Source organism: Synechococcus sp. BA-124 BA4 (assembly GCF_034931165.1).
In genome coordinates this window covers 1-18,526 of sequence record NZ_JAYGIA010000032.1, presented here as the reverse complement: position 1 = coordinate 18,526, position 18,526 = coordinate 1, and the positions used below count along the sequence as shown (strand labels likewise).

The following is an 18,526-nucleotide window of genomic DNA, read 5'->3' as shown; positions in this document are numbered from 1 at the left end:
GCGCAGCCCAGTGAACTGGCTGCGCCGGCTGCTGAGGGTGCCGGCGATGGCGCCGGCGGGGCCCTGGCAGAGCTGGTCGATCTGGCGTCGCACGGCAGCCGCCGGCGGTGACGGCAGGCTCCGCTGCTGCAGCCAGTACCAGCCCGCCCCGAGGCCGGTGCTGGCCACCAGCAAGGCCCCGAACAGGAGGGGTCTCCGAGCCGGCAAGGGGCTGGCCTTCATGGATGGATCGAAAGCGGGTGTCACCTCGCAGGGGGGGGAGAAACTGCCGTGCAGGGCCATCGCCACCGACACGTCGTCTCCGCTGCCCTCGCTGGTGATCTGATCCAGGTTCGCGCACAGCACTTCGCTGGCCCCGGCGGCGGGGGTGGCCATCAGGTGAGCGGCGAGCACAAGGAAGTCCGCGTCGGTGGCGCACGACTTGCGGATGCCATCGGTGCTCAGCAGCAGGCCGAAGCTGGCTTCCGGGGGGCTGATCGGCTCCAGCCCGCTGCGGAACAGCTGGGCGGCCTCCTCCAGGCAGAGGCTGCCTGTGGCCTCACCGCCGCCGACTGCAGCCTCTTCCTCGCTCAGCAGTGCCCCCTGTCCATCGGCGTCCACCCGCACCAGATCCCAGTCCCCCAGACCGGTGTAACCCCACCAGCGGGGGGCCATCACCACCACGCCCAGGGTGGTTCCATAAAGCCGTGACACCTCGGCCTCCGAGTCCATCGACTGCTGCTGCCCGTGCTGCCGTACCCGTGCCAGCCAGCGGCTGTGGATCCGTTCGGGCAGCTCCGCGCCCAGCCAGTGGGCCCAGGCATCGAGCCCCGGGGCCTGTGTGCCCTGCAGCGACCAGAGGCTCAGCTGCTCCTCCACCGCCAGCAGCGCCTGTTCACAGGCCAGGGCGCTGCCCACGTCGCTGAAGGGATAGTGCTCACCTCCATGGCCATCGGCCACAGCCATCACCTCAACGGGCTGGCCGTCGCGACTGCGGCAGCGGGCGACGGCGACCGCGTCCTGGCAGGAGCGGCCCTTTCGCTGGTGAGCCGCACCGACGCGCCGGGCCTGCAGCGGCGGCCTCCAGCCGCTCACCACACCAGGGGACCGACGTCGTCGGTGGGATCCATCAGGGTGGGAGGCAGATCCGGCAGGGGGATGTTGGCCTGGGGCCCCAGACCCGCCATGCGGCTGGCCGGCATCGAGGCGGCGCCCACCACGGCGGTGGAGGCCCACTGGATGTACTGGGCCAGGGAGGTGGCGTTGCTGGCCTGCAGGGGCCGGCGAGGCGAGCGGCCCGAGCGGTGCAGGGGCGTCTTCCCGCTGGCGCCTGGGATTTCCCCGGAGGGAAGCCCACCGCAGGGATCGCTGCCGATGAACTGCTGCAACACGTCGGTGTCGGCGTCGTGGCCCATGGCGATCGCCAGGCGCACCGCCTTCTGGGCCCAGGGCTGACGCATCAGGCTGGCCAGGCCGGCATCGAAGTCGTCAGTGGGCTGGCCGTCGGAGATCAGCACCAGCACAGGCGGCAGCGCCCTCTCCTCCATCGGGGGGGACCGCAGCACCGCCGCCACCAGCTCCAGCGCTTCGCCCATGGCCGTGATGCCGCCGGCCTGCAGATCCAGCCACTGCAGCCGCTCCACCTCCGTGGGCTCCTCCAGGTGCCAGGCGGCCCGGTCGGCGAAACTCACGGCCCGCACCAGCACACGCGCCTCGGGGTTCTGGCGGGCCACCGCGGCCATCCCCGGCAGCGATTGACGAATCGCCTGGTTCAGGGCCTGGATCTTGCCCTGGGCCGCCATGGAGCCGGAGCAATCGCAGATGTAGATGAAATGCAGGGGTCGGTTGGCGAGCCTGACGTTGGGGAAGGGCATCGGATCCGGGCGCGTGAAGAGGCTCAGGTGGGCAGCTCGACCGCTCCGGCCTGTGTGGTCAGCCGCACCAGTGGCGCGAGATTACAGGCTTGTCCAGACTCCACCACCACCACCCGGTTGCCGGCCCTGAGCTCGGCCTGCCAGGCCTGGCCGCTGAGGTTGCGCAGCCCGAGCAGGGAGCCATCGCTCGGATGGGCCTCCACCCGGGCCAGCGGCTGATCCAGCCTCAGGGGCAGCAGGCGGTCGAAGTGATGGGGATGCAGCTCGTTGCCGGCTGCCGCCGTCACCTGGCCGTGGGGCAGCCGCAGCCTTGTGGGCGGCGGTATCGGGCAGCCGCAGCTCCAGCACAAGGGACCTGGATCGCTCGCTGCCGGAAAGGTTTCCTGGCCGCAGTGGCCGCAGAGCTGACGCTGGTCGAGGGCCTCGGCCAGGGCGGCCATCCACTGGCCGGTGAGTGCCCGGCGCTGGGGCGCGTGCAGGCCGGCGCAGAAGGTCTGCTCGAACAGCCGCTTGATCGGCTCGGGATAGATCGGCCAGGTGATCAGGGCCGCGGCGTGCTCGATCGGGTCGGGACGGTTGCTCGGATTTGTGGGATCGAAGATGAACAGCGGGTCTTCGCCGTAGAGCCGGCGCCGGGCGGGTTCATCCAGGCAGCGGATCTCCAGTTCGCGGCGACCCCGCAGTGGGTCGTGACGGGTGAGCAGGCGGAAGATCAGCACCGCCAGGGAGAAGAGATCACTGTTGGCTCCCGGCCGGGCGATGCCCATCAGGATCTCCGGCGCCATGAACCCCGGGGTGCCCAGCACGCTGCCCAGATCCCGCCCATCCACATCCACGTTGTCGTTGTCGCAGATCAGGATGCGGCCGCTGGAGGGCTCGAGGAACAGATTGCCCAGGGAGATGTCCTTGTAACAGAGGCCCTTGAGGTGGAGGGCATGGAAGCCTTCAGCCAGGAAGAAGCAGGCCCGCAGCACCTGGAGCAGGCCGATGTCCAGGTGGCCGCCCACATGTTCATGGGCCCCCAAGAACCCCGGTGGGCGCAACTCCATCAGGTAGCCGAAGCCTGGTTCGCCAAGGCGCAGCAACGGCAAGGCACCAGGGCCGGGCGTCACCAGGGCCAGGGGCCAGAGGAAGGCCTCGCTGGGGGCCGTGGCGCGGATGCTCTCGCCCAGGCGCCGCTTCAGGTGGGGATCGCGGGCGATGCACGCTGGCAGATACCACTTCAGGGCCAGCCGCTCGCCGGCCACCTCCACCTCGAACACCTGGCCCTGGGTGCCGCCCCCGAGCCCGCGAAGCACCCGCAGCGGGCTGGAGATCCCCTCCAGGTCAAGACTGGCGCCTTCCGGCAGGATCCAGGTCACGGAGGGCTGGCTTGGGGTCTCAGGACTCCAGACTCTGGCCGATGGCCTTGCGGATCCCGTTGCGGTGGGACAGGGCCGTGAGCCGGTTGGCGAAGCTGCGGCGCTGGGCGCGGCCATCACGCAGCACCACGGTGAGGGTGTGCTCCTTGCGGGAACCCAGCAGGATCCAGCCGGCCAGGGCCGCCACTTCCAGGGGCCAGAACAGGAAAGGGAATGGCAGCAGCAGCAGCCCCCCCAGGCAAACCAGCAGCCACCAGCTGAAGATGTGGGGATGGCGGGGCAGGCTCTGCACGGTGGCCGAGCGGATCTGATCCAGGGCGATCTGCTGACCGCCGAAGTCGAGGCTGCTCACCACCGGCGCCACGGTTTTGGCCGCGGCCGCCACTGATTTGGCCGTGGCCACCACCGATTTGGCCGCTGGCTGGGCTGTGGCGGCGGGAGCCGGAGCGGCGAGTTCGAAGATCAGCACGGGACCGCTGAGTCCCAGCCGGATCTCGTCGCCATCGGCCAGGGGGCGGCACTTCTGGAGTCGTTCCCCCTGCAGAAAGGTGCCATCGGCGCTCTGCCAGTCGCAGACCACCCAGCTCTGATGGCTGCTGGAGTGGCGGACCACGGCGTGATGGGGTGAGAGCCCGGCTTGCTCAGGCATGCAGAGACGGTTGTTGCGCTCACGCCCGATGGTGAGGGGCCGTGCCGGATCGAGCCGGGCCACCTTGCCCGGCTGATCCCGCAACCGCAGCTGGGCTGCTGACGGGGTCATGGGTGTCCGCGGCGGCGGCGCCACCACAGGCGCCAGTCGTCCTGGAGATCGCTCCACCAACCGCCATCGCCCGTGCGCTGCGGCGTGACCCGGCCGGGGAAGAGCAGGGCCTTGCTGGCCAGCAGCAGGGCCACCAGCACCATGACCAGCAGAACCCAGCCCGGGATGGCCCCCACCCAGGTGGCGGCGAAGCTGGCCCTGATCGCATAGAGCCCGATCGTGATGGCCAGCCAGAGCCTGAAGGGCTCCCAGGGATCGCGCTGGCGCAGCACGGGGCGGGGACATCGCTGCGCGTAGCGTATTCCCGGGCACGTCTGGTCCTCCCCGCATGGTCGAGCGCTCCGCTGCTGAGAGTGCCTGCGAGCCGGTCTCGGGATCCAGCACTGAGCCCCCTGCCGAGCCGCCACGGGGCGGTGGTCGTCGTGCGGCATGGCGGCGTTTTCTGACCGCCTGGAGCCGTGGCGGACCCGACGGACGCCCCGCCGCCATCCGCTCGGCCTGGGGCCAGCTGCTGGAGCGCCAGGCCGTGGCGGAGCTCTGGCTGGGGGAGCGGCGGATCAGCCGAACCGTGCTGAGGGAGGAGCGTTATCGCATCGGCCGCGATCCGACCTGTGAGTTGCCGATCGAGGCCGAGAGCCTCAGCCGCGTGCACGCGATTCTGGAGAAGCCGCGCCCCGGAGAGCGCGATTTCGCCCTCGAAGACTTCAACTCCGCCAACGGGCTCTTCCACCGCGACCGCCGCATCCGCGCCATTCGTCTGCGCCACGGCGATCAGGTGCAGCTGGGTTCGCCCCTCAAGGGCTCGGCTCCGCGCCTGCGTTATCTGCACCCCCGCAGCCCGCTGGAGCAGGCGGTGCATCTGCTGGGCCTCGGCAGCCTGCTGGGGTCGGGGCTGCTGGTGGGGGGACTGCTGCTGGCCTCCACCGTCGGCGGCGGTTCCCGGATTCGCCTGATCTCAGGCCCGGTGAAGATCGTCTCGGCTTCGGGGCAGCAGATCGACGCCAGGGAGGGCTCCGCCACGGCCCTGCCTTCCCTGCAGGCCTATCCCCTGCACCTGCGCCAGGCGCTGCTGGCCTCGGAGGAGGCGCGCTTCGGCTGGAACAGCGGCATCGACCTGTTCGGCACCCTGCGCTCGGTTCTGCTGGGCAGCGGCGGTGGCAGCGGTCTCACCCAGCAGGTGGCCCGCATCTACTACCCCGAAGTGGGCACCGACTACAGCCTCAGTCGCAAGCTGCGGGAGTTGTGGGTGGCCCTGCAGCTGGAGGTGGGCTACAGCAAGAACCAGATCCTCAAGATGTATCTCGACCGGGCCCACCTGGGCCTCGGCACCGATGGCTTCGAGCAGGCGTCCAGGCTCTACTTCCGCAAGTCGGCCAGAGACCTGGACGTGGGTCAGGCGGCCTTCCTGGTGGGTCTGCTGCCCAGTCCCAACGGATACAGCCCCTGCAATGCCAAGGACCCCACCGCAGGCCGCGAGCGACGCGATCTGGTGCTCAAGCTCATGCATGAACAGGGGTACCTGCGCGATCAGCAGCTGATCGATGCTCTACGGCGTCCCCTCAACATCGATCCCTCGGCCTGCCGCGAGTCCAGCTTCTCCAGCTATCCCTTCTTCAGCGACTACGTGCTCGGGGAACTGGAGGGCACCCGCTTCGGCCTCAATCTCTCGGAGAAGGCTTCAGGCGGCAATTACTACGTGGTGAGCACGATCGATCCGACGCTGCAGCGGCTCGCCCAGCAGCAGTTGCAGCGCTTCCTGGAGGGGCCGGCCGCGCGGGTGGGCCTCACCCAGGGTGCCCTCATCTCCCTTGATTTCCGCAGCGGCAAGATCTTGGCCTATGTCGGCGGCGGCGACTATTCCCGCTCCAGCTTCGACCGGGTCCAGGCCATGCGCCAGCCCGGCTCCACCTTCAAGCTCTTCCCCTATCTGGCGGCTCTCGAGGCCGGCACCAGGCCCGACCAGCTCATCTCCTGCGCCCCCCTGGCCTATGTGGCGGGCTGCCGCCATGGAGCCGCAGGGGGCAGTGTCAGCGTGGCCAGGGGCTTCGCCGATTCCGAGAACGTTGTGGCTCTGCGCCTGGCGGAGATCGCGGGCCTGAAACAGGTGGTGCGCAAAGCCCGCCAGCTGGGAATCAGCACCCCCCTCGACCCCGACTTCAACACCATGCTCGGCGGCCGTGAAACCCTGCTGTACGAGATGGCCCGGGCCTATGCCGTGGTGGCCAACGGGGGTCGCAGCGTACCGATGCATGGCGTGAGCAAGATCTACGACCTGGGCATCTGCCGCTCGATCTACAGCCTTGCCAGCTGCCCGGAGCGGGGGGTGACGACCCCCATCGGTGAGCAGCCTCGCCAGCTGCTTCGTGGGGAGGATGCTGCCGTGATGGACGCTCTGCTGGCGGAGGTGGTGCGCAGCGGCACGGGACGGGCCGCCGCGGTCGTGGCCGATGCCCGCGGCAAGACCGGCACCACCGACAACGGTGTGGATGTGCTCTTCATCGGGTACTCCCCGGCGCTGGAGATCCTCACCGCCGTCTGGATGGGCAACGACGACAACCGACCGGCGCAGGCGGCCAGCGGTGCCCTGGTGGCCGAGTTCTGGGGGCGGTACATGGCCGCGATCGGGTCAGGACGCCAGACCTGAGACCAGCCCCTGAGGCCGGTCCTCACCAGCTGCTCATCCGCCGGCAGCCCTCGACTTCAGAGCCAGCTGGACCAGGGTCTCCAACCGGTTGACCATCGCCCAGGCCACCCCGAGCACCAGCCCCCACCACCACTGGCTGCTGAGCAAGCGATCGAGGGGACGGCTGACGTCGTCCTCGCTCTGGCGGGGCAGCTGCCAGCCCATCTGCAGGGCGCCGTACACCAGCAGCAGCACCCAGGTGGGAATGTCGATCGGGCCCAGGCTGAAGGACAGAGCCCGCCAACGCAGCAGGCTGGAGGCGGCCGCCAGCCCGATCAGGGCGCTCACAGCCCCGGCGGCACCATCCCAGTGGCGTTCCGTGGTGCGCCGCTCCGCCAGCAGCAGGGCCAGAGCTGTGGTAGCCAGGCTGGTGAGCGCGTAGCGCAGCACCACATCGGGAAGCGGCAACGGTGAGGGAGTGCGCAGGATCAGCAGCAGCAGCGCCACGTTCACCACCGCTTCGAGATGGTTGTGATGGATCCATGGGGCCGTGATCCAGCGCCAGGCCTGACGGGGCTCGGTGGCATCGGCCTGCTCCAGGGGCCACTGACGCCGCGCCCACTTCAGCGGGCCGAGGCTGAGGGCCTGCAGCAGGGCCAGGGTGAGCGCCAGAACCAGCCAGCCTTGCCAGTTCCACGACCTGAACAGCCAGTGGTCGAGCTCGCCGCTGAGCCAGCGCAGCACCAGTGCAGCACCCGCTGCCAGGGCCAGGCCCGGTCCCATGGCCTGCAGCGAGTGCCAAAGAGACTCCCCTCGAGGCCGCAGGGCGGCAGGGGTGAGCTGTTGTGCTGATGAACCGGCCTCAGCGCCGGCCCCAGGGCCCTGGGGCCGGGAGAGCGGCACCCCCGTGGCGGCCTCCAGCAGATCAAGCAGTTCCTCCAGCACCGCCGGGGCATAGGTGCTCCCCAGCTGCTGGGCCAGCAGCTGAACGGAGGTGCTGCGGCCTGCCCCGCTGTCCTCAAGAGCCCTCAGCAGCAGGGGCTGGTCCGCCAGGTCACGCACGGGCCCCTTGAGGCGCTCCTCGGCCCCGAGCAGATCCACCAGCCGGTTGGCGATGGCCCTGCCGTTGTTCAGCCCCGGGCTGCGGGCCTCGTGCCAGGCCCGCAGCTGCAGTCCCAGCTCCCGTCCCTTGCCCTTCACCGCTCCACCAGGGTGGTGTCGGCGTCGTCCTCAAAGCGTGCGGCGGCGGCTTCAGTGGCGGCGCAGCTGAACAGGGCCGCTGCCAGCCTGGGAGAGAGGGTGAAGGTGGTCATCCCAGCGGCGGCAAGACGGCTGAGGTCGCTGGTGGCCCGCAGGCTGGCCACAAGCAGTCGCAGGCTCGATCCACTGCGGTCAACGCATTGCTGCATCGTGATCAGCTCCTGGTGTGCGTCCCGGCCCAGATCCTGGATCCGGCCCAGGTAGGGAGCGATGTAGCGCGCACCGAGAGCAGCAGCTACAAGCACCTGGGGCGGCTCGTAGCAGGCGGTGAAGGTGAGTGGAATGCCCTGGGCGATCACCTTCACCGCCGCCCCGGTGCCGGCCCTGGTGAGCGGAACCTTGACGGTGATCCTCCCCGGGGCCATCTCCGCAAGGGCCAGGGCACAATCCAGCAAAGCCTCCGGCTCACGTCCCCAGGCCTGCAGGTGCAGCTCCTGACAGCCGAGATCGAGAGCCTGGCCGGTGAGGGAACGCAACGCAGGGATCCGACAATCCTGGCCGGCCTGCCTCAGAAGCGAGGGATTGGTGGTGATGCCGTGGAACAACCCACAGGGCATCCACTCCTCCCAGGTGAGAGGATCGGCTGAATCGAGGAAGAAACGCAGGCTCATGGAGAGCCCCGCGTCCTCAGTTGGCGCGGGTGGCCTGGAGCCTCGCACGGGAGCGGGCCAGGTTCTGCTGCGCCTTCACCTTCTCGGTGCTGGCAGGCTGACCCTCAAAGTCAGCTGCCTTCTGCTCGGCCATCTCCAGCTCCTGCTCGGCTTTGCTGGCATCGATGCGCGAGCCGAGCTCCGCACCGTTGACCAGCACGGTGACCTCATTGGCCTCCACTTCAGCAAAGCCACCCATCAGGGCAATGCTGGTCCAGTCCTTGCCGGCCCGCAGACGCATCACGCCCACATCAAGGGCTGTGAGCATGGAGACGTGGCCGGTGAGGATTCCCACCTGACCGGAGGTGCTCGGCAGGATCACCTCATCGGCGGTGCCGTCGAAGACACTCTGGTCGGGAGCCAGAACACGCAGGTTGAGAGTCATGGGGGTGGGTGCTCAGGAAGGGGATGGGATGGTGAAACTCAGCCCTTCTTGGCTTCGGAGGCAATCTTCTGAGCTTTGGCCCTGACCTGATCGATCGTGCCCACCAGGTAGAACGCCTGTTCGGGAAGATCGTCGAGTTCGCCAGCGAGGATCATGTTGAAGCCCTTGATGGTTTCCTCAAGCTTCACGTATTCACCGGACTGGCCTGTGAAGATCTCAGCCACGAAGAAGGGCTGGGAGAGGAATTTCTCGATCTTGCGGGCCCGATCCACCGTGCGGCGATCATCTTCGGAAAGTTCGTCGAGACCCAGAATCGCGATGATGTCCTGAAGCTCCTTGTAGCGCTGAAGGGTGCTCTGGACAGCCCGGGCGGTGCGGTAGTGCTCATCACCCACCACGGAGGGCTGGAGCATGGTGCTGGTGGAATCGAGGGGATCCACAGCGGGGTAGATGCCCTTGGAGGCCAGGCCGCGGCTGAGCACCGTGGTGGCGTCGAGGTGGGCGAAGGTGGTGGCGGGAGCCGGGTCGGTGAGGTCGTCGGCCGGAACGTAGACCGCCTGGATCGAGGTGATCGAACCTTCGAGGGTGGAGGTGATGCGCTCCTGGAGCTCACCCACGTCGGTGCCGAGGGTGGGCTGATATCCCACGGCTGAGGGCATGCGACCCAGCAGGGCACTCACTTCGGAACCGGCCTGGACGAAGCGGAAGATGTTGTCGATGAACAGAAGCACGTCCTGCTTGTTGACGTCGCGGAAGTGCTCGGCCATGGTGAGTGCCGAGAGACCCACGCGCATGCGGGCTCCCGGGGGCTCGTTCATCTGGCCGTAGCAGAGGGCCACTTTCGACTTACTGAGGTCCTCGGAGTTGATCACTCCGGATTCCTTGAATTCTTCGTAGAGATCGTTCCCTTCGCGGGTGCGCTCGCCCACGCCGCCGAACACCGACACGCCGCCATGCTCCTTGGCGATGTTGTTGATCAGCTCCTGGATCAGAACGGTCTTGCCGACGCCGGCACCACCGAAGAGGCCCACCTTGCCGCCCTGGCGGTAGGGGGCCAGCAGGTCGATCACCTTGATGCCGGTCTCGAACACCTTGGGCTTGGTCTCCAGCTCGGTGAGCTTGGGAGCGTCGCGGTGGATCGGGGCAGTGAGCGTGGTGGAGACGGGACCCTGTTCGTCGACGGGTTCGCCGAGCACGTTGAAGATGCGGCCCAGGGTGGCTTCACCCACCGGCACGGAGATCGGAGCACCGGTGTCGAGAGCTTCCATGCCGCGGACCAGGCCGTCGGTGGTGCTCATCGAGACGGCGCGGACCCGGTGATCACCCAGCAGTTGCTGTACTTCAGCGGTCAGGGCGATCTGCTGTCCGGCTGAGTTCCGGCCTTCGATGCGCAGGGCGTTGAAAATTTTGGGAAGCTTGCCTGCAGGAAATTCAACGTCCAGTACAGGACCGATCACCTGGCGGACGATGCCCTTGGTGCCGGTGGAGGCGCCGGAGGTTGCGGGTGCAGCAGCCATAGGTCAAGAAAAGGTTCGCGCAGCGGGTGCCCCCCGCCTTAAGCGGCGCAACCTTACCACTCCGGTCAGCCGGGCTCAGCGTGGACCCCGCAGCCTCAGGACCGGTGGCAACCGGCGGCGGCGGTTCGGTGACCCGCACAGGGATCTGATTGTCGCGGCGCAGGGCCTCCGCCTAGGTTGGCAGTCGACGGGCCCGAGTGCCAACTCCCCGTTGTCGTGGCGCCGAAGGCGTCACTTTGTCGCTTTTGCATGGAACCATGGCTGCTGTTTCTCTGAGTGTTTCCACGGTTAAACCCCTTGGAGATCGCGTGTTCATCAAGGTGTCCGATTCGGACGAAAAGACTGCCGGCGGCATCCTCCTGCCCGACACCGCCCAGGAAAAGCCCCAGGTGGGTGAAGTGGTGCAGGTCGGCCCTGGCAAGCGCAGTGACGACGGATCCCGCCAGGCTCCTGAAGTGAGCGTGGGCGACAAGGTCCTGTACAGCAAGTACGCCGGCACCGACATCAAGCTCGGCGGCAACGAGTTTGTTCTTCTCTCTGAGAAGGACATCCTTGCCATCGTCAACTGATCACCACTGCTGATCGGCGAAGTCAGGCCATCTGCAGATCGGTAGCCTGCCAGTTCTTCGCTTCATTTTCGTTCCCTTCAAAGAGATCATTTCTCCATGGCCAAGCGCATCATCTATAACGAGAACGCCCGCAGGGCCCTCGAAAAAGGCATCGACATCCTGGCTGAAGCCGTTGCCGTCACCCTCGGTCCCAAGGGCCGCAACGTGGTGCTGGAAAAGAAGTTCGGCGCCCCCCAGATCATCAACGACGGTGTCACGATCGCCAAGGAGATCGAGCTGGAGGACCACATCGAGAACACCGGTGTCGCCCTGATCCGTCAGGCCGCCTCCAAGACCAACGATGCCGCCGGTGACGGCACCACCACCGCCACCGTCCTGGCCCACGCCATGGTCAAGGCGGGTCTGCGCAACGTCGCCGCCGGCGCCAATGCCATCACCCTGAAGAAGGGTATCGACAAGGCCTCCGACTTCCTCGTCAAGAAGATCGAGGAGCACGCCAAGCCGATCTCCGACTCCAATGCCATCGCCCAGGTGGGCACCATCTCCGCCGGCAACGACGAAGAGGTGGGACAGATGATCGCCGACGCGATGGACAAGGTCGGCAAGGAAGGCGTCATTTCCTTGGAAGAAGGGAAGTCGATGACCACCGAGCTGGAGGTCACCGAAGGCATGCGCTTCGACAAGGGCTACATCTCGCCCTACTTCGCCACCGACACCGAGCGGATGGAAGCGGTGCTCGAGGAGCCCTACATCCTGCTCACCGACAAGAAGATCGGCCTGGTGCAGGATCTGGTGCCTGTGCTCGAGCAGATCGCCCGCACCGGCAAGCCCCTGCTGATCATCGCCGAGGACATCGAGAAGGAAGCCCTCGCCACCCTGGTGGTCAACCGTCTGCGCGGTGTGCTGAACGTGGCCGCCGTCAAGGCTCCCGGCTTCGGTGACCGCCGCAAGGCCATGCTCGAGGACATCGCCGTTCTCACCAATGGTCAGCTGATCACCGAGGATGCCGGCCTCAAGCTGGAGAACACCAAGCTGGAGATGCTGGGCACCGCCCGCCGCATCACCATCAACAAGGACACCACCACCATCGTGGCCGAAGGCAACGAGGTGGCCGTGAAGGCCCGCTGCGAGCAGATCCGCAAGCAGATGGACGAAACCGACTCCTCCTACGACAAGGAGAAGCTGCAGGAGCGTCTGGCCAAGCTGAGCGGCGGTGTGGCCGTGGTCAAGGTGGGTGCCGCCACCGAGACCGAGATGAAGGACAAGAAGCTGCGCCTGGAAGACGCCATCAACGCCACCAAGGCGGCTGTTGAGGAGGGTATCGTTCCCGGTGGTGGCACCACCCTGGCCCACCTGGCCCCGGCCCTCGAGGAGTGGGCGGCCGCCAACCTCTCCGGCGAGGAACTGATCGGCGCCACCATCGTGGCTTCCGCGCTCACCGCGCCCCTCAAGCGCATCGCTGAGAACGCCGGCGTCAACGGCGCTGTCGTGGCCGAGCACGTCAAGGGCATGCCCTTCAACGAGGGCTATAACGCCGCCACCGGCGAGTACGTCGACATGCTGGCCGCCGGCATCGTCGACCCCGCCAAGGTGACCCGCTCCGGTCTGCAGAATGCCGCCTCGATCGCCGGCATGGTGCTGACCACCGAGTGCATCGTGGCCGATCTGCCCGAGAAGAAGGAAGCTGCTCCCGCCGGTGGCGGTGGCATGGGCGGCGACTTCGACTACTGATCCCCTGGGAGGAGCGGTCACAACGCTCCTCCCTCACGATCGAACCGGGGGGGCTTGGCCTCCCCTTTTTTTTGGCCTGCGGTTGAGCGATCGGAGCTGACGCCGGTCTTCAGCCGGCCTTGAACTCCAGGGCCACGCCGTTGTTGCAGTAGCGCTTGCCGGTGGGTCTGGGCCCGTCATTGAAGACGTGGCCCTGGTGACCGCCGCAGCGGCTGCAGTGGTACTCGGTGCGGGGCACCAGCAGTTTGAAATCAGTCTTGGTGGCGATGGCCGAGGGAAGGGGCTGCCAGAAACTGGGCCAGCCCGTGCCGCTGTCGAACTTCGCCGAGGAGCTGAACAGAGGCAGGCGGCAGCCGGCGCACAGGTAGGTCCCCTGGCGCTTCTCGCTGTTGAGGGGGCTGGTGAATGGTCGTTCGGTTCCTTCCCGCCGCAGCACGTCGTAGGCGGCTGGGCTCAGACGCCTGCGCCATTCACTGTCACTGAGCCGCCAGCTGGGATCTGCGGCCTTCGAAGCCGCTTCAGCCCTCGCACCTCCCCAGAGCGAGCCGAGCAGAACGGCAAAGGTGGCAAGCAGGCCGCGGCGTTTGATCGGATCCACAGGCAGGAACGGAGGCGAAGGGAACTCGGACTGGGTACCTGACCTGACGGGGCACCGTCAGCGCAACCAGCCGGCACTGAGCACGATCGCCAGGCCGAGAAAGAGTCCGAGAAGGGTCCAGCTGATGCGGTTCAGGGTGGCCTCGGCACTTCGGGCGCTGCTGAACATTGAACCGCCGCTGCTGGCCAGACCGCCCATGCCATCCCCCTTGGGGCTATGCAAGAGCACACTGCCGATCAGCAACAGGCCGACGGCAGACCAGACCCAGGACAGAATGGTGGTGAGCATCCTGACAACATAACGAACAGCTCAGACCTGCAGGGCCTGGGCGAAGGAGGTCTTTGGGCTCACCAGATCTAGTGGCTTCACCAGGGAATCGCCTGTCATGCTCGAAGGCTGGGGCAATCCCAGGATCTGCAGCAGGGTGGGGGCGATGTCGGCCAGACCGCCGCCCTGGCGCAGCTGGGGTGCGGCCCCGTGGCCACCGATCTTGCGTTTCTCCCCCTCCACCAGGATCACAGGCACCGGGTTGGTGGTGTGGGCTGTCCAGGGGCGCCCATCCTCCCCTTCCATCAGCTCGGCATTGCCGTGGTCGGCGGTGATCAGCAGGGTGCCGCCCAGGCGGTTGGTGGCTTCCACCAGACGGCCGATGCAGTGGTCCACCGTGGCGATCGCCTGCTGGGTGGCGTCCATCCGGCCCGTGTGCCCCACCATGTCTGGGTTCGCGTAGTTGATCACCACCAGGGAATACACGCCCTTGTTCAGGGAAGCGATGCAGTTGTCGGTGAGTTGCTCAGCCGCCATGGCCGGGGCCTGGTCATAGGTGGCGACGCGTGGGGATGGAACGAGATGGCGGTCCTCGCCGGGGAAAGGCTGCTCGATGCCGCCATTGAGAAAGTAGGTGACGTGGGGATACTTCTCCGTTTCGGCGGTGCGCAGCTGGCGCAGCCCATGGGCGGAGACCACCTGGCCAAGCAGGCCGTCAAGGGATTCCGGAGGGAACGCCACCGCCACGGGCAGTCCCAGCTCGTACTGGGTGAAGGTGACCACATGCAGGGGGCTGATGCGCTTGCGCTCGAAGTGATCGAAGTCGTCGAGCACCAGGGCGCGGATCAGCTGGCGCACCCGATCGGGTCTGAAGTTGAAGCAGATCAGCCCATCACCGGGCTTGAGCGAGCCAGGAGCGAGGCGCAGGGGTTCGAGGAATTCGTCGTTGATGCCCTGGGCATAGGCCTCCACGATCGCCTCTTTGAAGGAGCGAGAGCTGATTTCGCCCTCGTCGCACAGAAGGCGGTAGGCCTTTTCGGTGCGCTCCCAGCGGTTATCCCGGTCCATGGCCCAGTAACGGCCGCAGATGGTGCTGATCCGCCCCACTCCGGCCGTCTCGACCTGGGCTTCGATGCGCTCCAGATAGGAGACGGCACTCTGGGGGGGCGTGTCACGGCCGTCGGTGATCACATGGATGCAGACGTCGCTGAGACCGCGGGAGGCGGCCCATTGCAGCAGGCCACCGAGATGATCGATGTGGCTGTGAACGCCGCCATCGGAGCAGAGCCCGAGCAGGTGAAGGGTGCCACCGTCGCGCAGCAGCCGATCGGCCAGTTCGTTGAGGGAAGGATTGGCCGCCAGGCTGCCGTCACGCACGGCCTTGCCGATCCGCACCAGTTCCTGACGGATGATCCGGCCGGAGCCGATCGTGAGATGACCCACCTCCGAGTTCCCCATCTGTCCGTCAGGCAGACCGACATCCCCGCCGCTGGCCTGGATCAGGGTGTGGGGATAGGCCTCCCAGAGGGCATCCATCACCGGAGTGCTGGCACCCTGAACGGCGTTGTGACGCGCGTCCTCCCGAAAGCCCCAGCCATCGAGGATGGCCAGCACCACAGGGGCGACCGAGCCATCATGACCAGGGACCGAAGCTGACTCCCGGCCGGAGGAAAGGGTTGGAGATCCGGAGGTGGAAATTGCGCTCACCCTGACTTCCCGAATGGTCGTTCAAGCGTCTTCCAAGGTCAGGTTACTCCTGATGGTCGTTGAACCAGTCTGCAGTCCGGGGCCGTCAGCTTTTGGGAACATTCCCGGCTCCATACGATGGACTCACCCCTTTCGGTTCCCTGTGAACACCTCCACGGCGCCGTCACCGGATCAGCGGCGGGTCGAGATCCTCTCTGCCGACGATCTCGCCCGCACGGTGCGTCGTCTTGCTTCCCAGGTGCTCGAAGGAGTGGTCGACAGCCACCAGTTGCTGCTGCTGGGCATCCCGACCCGTGGGGTCGCCCTGGCGCGGGTCCTGGCCCAGCAGCTTGAGGAGCTCTGTGGTCACCCGATCGACCAGGGCAGCCTCGATCCCACCTTCCACCGTGATGACCTGGAGCGGGTCGGCACCCGCCTGGTGGAAGCCACCCACCTGCCCTCCGACATCGAAGGGCGGCAGCTCGTGCTGGTGGATGACGTGATCTTCACCGGCCGCACGGTGCGTGCGGCTCTGGATGCCCTGCACACCTGGGGGCGTCCCGATCAGGTGCGGCTGCTGGTGATGGTCGACCGTGGCCACCGGGAACTGCCGATTCAGCCCGATTTCTGTGGCCGTCTGGTGCCCACCAGTCGCCATGAGTCGATCCAGCTCTGCCTGCGCCAGACCGATGGTGAAGACGGAGTGTTCCTGATTCGTGCCGGTTGAGCCGGGTCCTCGACGAGCGGCAGTCCGGGCCTGGCCTCTCAGCCCACGGCTTCGAGTTCGTCGGAGCGGAAGTGGGCCCGGAAACGTCCGAATGCCACGATCACCGGCAGGGTTGGGCTGATCGGCTTGCCCTTCCAGTCGTCCAGGACCTGCAGCACTTCACCCCGTTGTCCGAGAAGATCGAAGGCCTTGCCGCGGTGCTCCGGGTGGGTGTAGACGACCACGCTCTGGCAGACCTTGACCTGTTCTCCGGGCTTCATGCGCAGGGGACCCTGTGGAAGATCCAATCCTGTCATGGGCCTCAGTGCTGAGGGCTGCCCTGCGCGCCTTCAGCGGCGGCAGGTGGTCTCCGGGCCCGCCTCCACCACCCGTCCGCCCAGCTCGGCACAGGCCTTGGTGAAGGCCGTCCACTCGTCAACGCCCGTGGCCAGCTGGCGCTGGACGGCGGCATCGAGGCTGGCGATCGGCACGCTGTCGAGCGGCTGATCACCATGGCTGTGGTGCTCCTGTTCCTTGCTCTTCAGCCCGGCGATGGCCTGATCCACCTGCTTGCACAGGGGTGCCGTCGCTGTGGTCCACCAGGGGTGATCGATCCGGTTGAGGGCATCGAGGGCTTCCCACCAGCGCTTCTCGGCCACGAACTTCACCGCCCGCTGCTGCTGCAGCTGATTCCGTGCCCAGAACTCCCGCAGGTTGTCGCCGAGGGCTGAGCCGTCGGGCCGGTGATGTTCTCCCATCGGCTTGAGCAGGGCGAGGGCCCCATCCAGGTCTCCCTGCTGGAAACGGGACAGGGCCCGGTTCTTGAGGTCCTGCTGCCAGGCCAGCAGCTGCTGGCGGTCGGCCTCGGTGCCCGCGACTGAATTGGCCAGCAGCAGTTGCAGCTTGAGGGCCTCCTCCGGTTTCTGCTGTCGCCAGAGCTGTTCAGCCTTGGCCCTGCGGCAGCGGCCCTGCTCAGACGGAGCACGCCCGCTCAACCAGCGCAGCGAGGCCAGCTGGTCGCTGTAGCGGATGCAGTCATCGAACCGCCCCTCGTTCGCGGCCCGCTCCAGCCGACGCGGCAACTGGGATTCCCACCACCAGGCACCACCGACCCCAGCAGCCACCAGGCCGAGGGTAAGAGCCAGCCAGAAGCGCGGAAGCCTGTGGCGGCGGATGGCCAAGATGGACAATCAATTCTGTCTCTCCGTTCTATGAACAGAGGGGCCCGGGAAGCACGTCGAGGGGGCAGCCGCCGTGTCGTCCACTGCCGCCGGTCTGGCGTCGACGGGTCAAGTCTTCAGCGCACCGGACCGAGCACCCTGGGGGCTGTGAGCGTGCCGACGATCAGGTCTTCACTTTCGAGCAGCAACTGCCCTTCGGCGTCGATGCTGAAGCGGAGTCGCAGGCGGTCGGTGCCGCAGCTGCCGGGGGGGTCGAGGGTCAGAGGGGCTGGCTGAACGCTCCAGGGCTCGATTCTGGCTTCGCCAGCGGGCCGGCGCCGCACCTGGGGAAGGCCGTCGATGAAGACCACCTCGCTGCGTTCCTCCTCGACCGGCTCGCCGAGCACCAGCTCCAGGCGGCTCTGCCCATCGCGGCTGCAGCTGAGCACCATCTCCAGGGGCTGGTCTGTGGGCCAGCTCTGGCCAGCCAGGAAGAGCGGGTGCCAGCGGTGCTCCCCTCCGCGCCGATCCCAGCAGCGCAGCGATACTCCCCGGGCCAGCACGTCCTTGAGCCGCACTCCGGGCGTGAGGGCGAGGGCCCCGAGGGCCACCGCTTCCACCGGCCGCTGGTCGCGCAGAGGGATGGAGCCGCAGCGGTCCGCCAGCCAGTCGCGGATCGTGGGCAGACGGCTGGTGCCCCCCACCGGCAGGACGGCATCGATCTGATCGCGGTCCAGTCCCTTCGCGCGTGCCGCTGCCAGCACCCGCTCCAGCAGGCCGTCGAGCAACTGCAGCAGCCCCCGTTCACGCAGCAGCCGGTCAAGCTGGGTGCGATCGAGGCGCAGAGCTCGGCTGTCGGCCTCTGCCGAGCTCCAGATGCCTGTCATCTCCTCGGCCTCGCTCAGGCCGCACTTGAGCCGCTCGCTGATCTCCAGCAGGCCGGGGTCTTCTCCAAGGTCAGGGGCGAGGCTCGCCGCGATCCAGCGGTCGATGTCCCGCCCCCCGAGGGCGGCGCCGGCCTTGCCGATCACCTCGGCGCAGCGCAGGGCCTGTCGCCCCCCATCGAGCTCCCGGCCACCGAAACGCAGCAACTGGGCAATCGGTGCCGCCCGGCCCTCACCGCCCTGGAGGGCCACGAGCGAGAGATCGATCGTGCCGCCGCCCAGATCCACCACCAGCACCCGGCTTCCCGCAGGCAAGCCCGCCCCGATGGCGGCTGCGGTGGGTTCATCCACCAGGGCCACTTCCTCCACGGGAATCTGGCTGCTGACCTGCTGCAGCCACTGCCGGTAACCCCGGTAGCCCTCGATCGGGGCGGTGAGTACGAGTCGGGTGGGCACCACTCCCGTGGGAAGGGCCTGCCACAGCCGGGTGATCAGCAGGCTGCCGGCCTGCTCCGG

At 67.4% G+C, this 18,526-nt stretch carries 19 protein-coding genes; 4 read left to right on the top strand and 15 right to left on the bottom strand.

Annotation, left to right across the window (positions count from 1 at the left end; genetic code table 11):
- From VB734_RS04660 to VB734_RS04640, 5 genes are all read right to left on the bottom strand, one after another.
- A partial coding sequence (locus VB734_RS04660) for a protein phosphatase 2C domain-containing protein (protein ID WP_323242979.1) occupies positions 1–1,074 on the bottom strand: 1,074 nt, incomplete at its 3' end.
- Complete coding sequence (locus tag VB734_RS04655) at positions 1,071–1,853, bottom strand: vWA domain-containing protein (protein ID WP_197162671.1); 783 nt, start codon at positions 1,851–1,853, stop codon at positions 1,071–1,073. The genes VB734_RS04660 and VB734_RS04655, both read right to left, overlap by 4 nt.
- Before the next feature lie 23 nt (positions 1,854–1,876).
- Positions 1,877–3,214 carry a protein kinase domain-containing protein gene (locus tag VB734_RS04650; protein WP_197162673.1) on the bottom strand — a complete coding sequence of 446 codons (1,338 nt, stop codon included), beginning with the start codon at positions 3,212–3,214 and terminating at the stop codon, positions 1,877–1,879.
- 19 nt (positions 3,215–3,233) lie between these two features.
- Complete coding sequence (locus tag VB734_RS04645; RefSeq protein ID WP_197162675.1) at positions 3,234–3,974, bottom strand: FHA domain-containing protein; 741 nt, start codon at positions 3,972–3,974, stop codon at positions 3,234–3,236.
- Complete coding sequence (locus VB734_RS04640) at positions 3,971–4,246, bottom strand: hypothetical protein (RefSeq protein WP_197162677.1); 276 nt, start codon at positions 4,244–4,246, stop codon at positions 3,971–3,973. The genes VB734_RS04645 and VB734_RS04640 overlap by 4 nt, the downstream gene beginning before the upstream one ends.
- Positions 4,247–4,302: 56 nt before the next feature.
- Here VB734_RS04640 and VB734_RS04635 point away from each other — a divergent pair, with 56 nt between their 5' ends.
- Positions 4,303–6,618 carry a transglycosylase domain-containing protein gene (locus tag VB734_RS04635; RefSeq protein ID WP_322781794.1) on the top strand — a complete coding sequence of 772 codons (2,316 nt, stop codon included), beginning with the start codon at positions 4,303–4,305 and terminating at the stop codon, positions 6,616–6,618.
- Positions 6,619–6,651: 33 nt separating this feature from the next.
- On the opposite strand, the gene VB734_RS04630 is transcribed toward VB734_RS04635, so the two are convergent.
- Genes VB734_RS04630 through atpD form a run of 4 tightly spaced genes read right to left on the bottom strand, consistent with a single transcriptional unit; the run spans position 6,652 to position 10,409 of the window.
- Positions 6,652–7,797 (bottom strand): rhomboid family intramembrane serine protease, encoded by a 1,146-nt coding sequence (locus tag VB734_RS04630; protein WP_197162695.1) that lies wholly within the window; start codon positions 7,795–7,797, stop codon positions 6,652–6,654.
- A complete protein-coding gene (locus VB734_RS04625) occupies positions 7,794–8,468 on the bottom strand; it encodes a transaldolase family protein (protein WP_197162697.1) in 675 nt (224 codons plus the stop codon). The genes VB734_RS04630 and VB734_RS04625 overlap by 4 nt, the downstream gene beginning before the upstream one ends.
- A gap of 16 nt (positions 8,469–8,484) precedes the next feature.
- Positions 8,485–8,892, bottom strand: a complete 408-nt coding sequence (atpC, locus tag VB734_RS04620) for an ATP synthase F1 subunit epsilon (protein ID WP_197162699.1) — start codon at positions 8,890–8,892, stop codon at positions 8,485–8,487.
- 38 nt (positions 8,893–8,930) lie between these two features.
- Positions 8,931–10,409 (bottom strand): F0F1 ATP synthase subunit beta, encoded by a 1,479-nt coding sequence (gene atpD / locus VB734_RS04615; protein ID WP_197162701.1) that lies wholly within the window; start codon positions 10,407–10,409, stop codon positions 8,931–8,933.
- Positions 10,410–10,666: 257 nt separating this feature from the next.
- Between atpD and groES the strand changes: the two genes are divergently transcribed.
- Together groES and groL are read left to right on the top strand one after the other, a co-directional pair.
- Positions 10,667–10,978: a co-chaperone GroES gene (gene groES, locus VB734_RS04610; protein ID WP_185465164.1), complete on the top strand. Its 312-nt coding sequence runs from the start codon at positions 10,667–10,669 to the stop codon at positions 10,976–10,978.
- A gap of 96 nt (positions 10,979–11,074) precedes the next feature.
- Positions 11,075–12,709: a chaperonin GroEL gene (groL, locus tag VB734_RS04605; protein ID WP_197162703.1), complete on the top strand. Its 1,635-nt coding sequence runs from the start codon at positions 11,075–11,077 to the stop codon at positions 12,707–12,709.
- A gap of 109 nt (positions 12,710–12,818) precedes the next feature.
- On the opposite strand, the gene msrB is transcribed toward groL, so the two are convergent.
- The 3 genes from msrB to gpmI form a co-directional block, all read right to left on the bottom strand.
- A complete protein-coding gene (gene msrB, locus VB734_RS04600; RefSeq protein WP_197167492.1) occupies positions 12,819–13,298 on the bottom strand; it encodes a peptide-methionine (R)-S-oxide reductase MsrB in 480 nt (159 codons plus the stop codon).
- A gap of 66 nt (positions 13,299–13,364) precedes the next feature.
- Positions 13,365–13,595 (bottom strand): preprotein translocase subunit SecG, encoded by a 231-nt coding sequence (gene secG / locus VB734_RS04595; protein ID WP_197162705.1) that lies wholly within the window; start codon positions 13,593–13,595, stop codon positions 13,365–13,367.
- Between the two features lie 21 nt (positions 13,596–13,616).
- On the bottom strand, positions 13,617–15,191 hold the full coding sequence (gene gpmI / locus VB734_RS04590; RefSeq protein ID WP_231594619.1) for a 2,3-bisphosphoglycerate-independent phosphoglycerate mutase: 1,575 nt from the start codon (positions 15,189–15,191) through the stop codon (positions 13,617–13,619).
- A gap of 232 nt (positions 15,192–15,423) precedes the next feature.
- Between gpmI and pyrR the strand changes: the two genes are divergently transcribed.
- The gene (gene pyrR, locus VB734_RS04585; protein WP_197162707.1) at positions 15,424–15,987 is read left to right on the top strand and encodes a bifunctional pyr operon transcriptional regulator/uracil phosphoribosyltransferase PyrR; all 564 of its coding nucleotides are present in this window, start codon (positions 15,424–15,426) and stop codon (positions 15,985–15,987) included.
- A gap of 38 nt (positions 15,988–16,025) precedes the next feature.
- Here pyrR and VB734_RS04580 read toward each other — a convergent pair whose 3' ends face one another.
- From VB734_RS04580 to VB734_RS04570, 3 genes are all read right to left on the bottom strand, one after another.
- The gene (locus VB734_RS04580) at positions 16,026–16,247 is read right to left on the bottom strand and encodes a ferredoxin-thioredoxin reductase variable chain (protein ID WP_197167494.1); all 222 of its coding nucleotides are present in this window, start codon (positions 16,245–16,247) and stop codon (positions 16,026–16,028) included.
- Positions 16,248–16,316: 69 nt separating this feature from the next.
- Positions 16,317–17,156: a hypothetical protein gene (locus tag VB734_RS04575; RefSeq protein ID WP_322781793.1), complete on the bottom strand. Its 840-nt coding sequence runs from the start codon at positions 17,154–17,156 to the stop codon at positions 16,317–16,319.
- Positions 17,157–17,263: 107 nt separating this feature from the next.
- Positions 17,264–18,526, bottom strand: a 1,263-nt coding sequence (locus VB734_RS04570) for an Hsp70 family protein (protein ID WP_323242978.1), incomplete at its 5' end; no start/stop codon positions are given.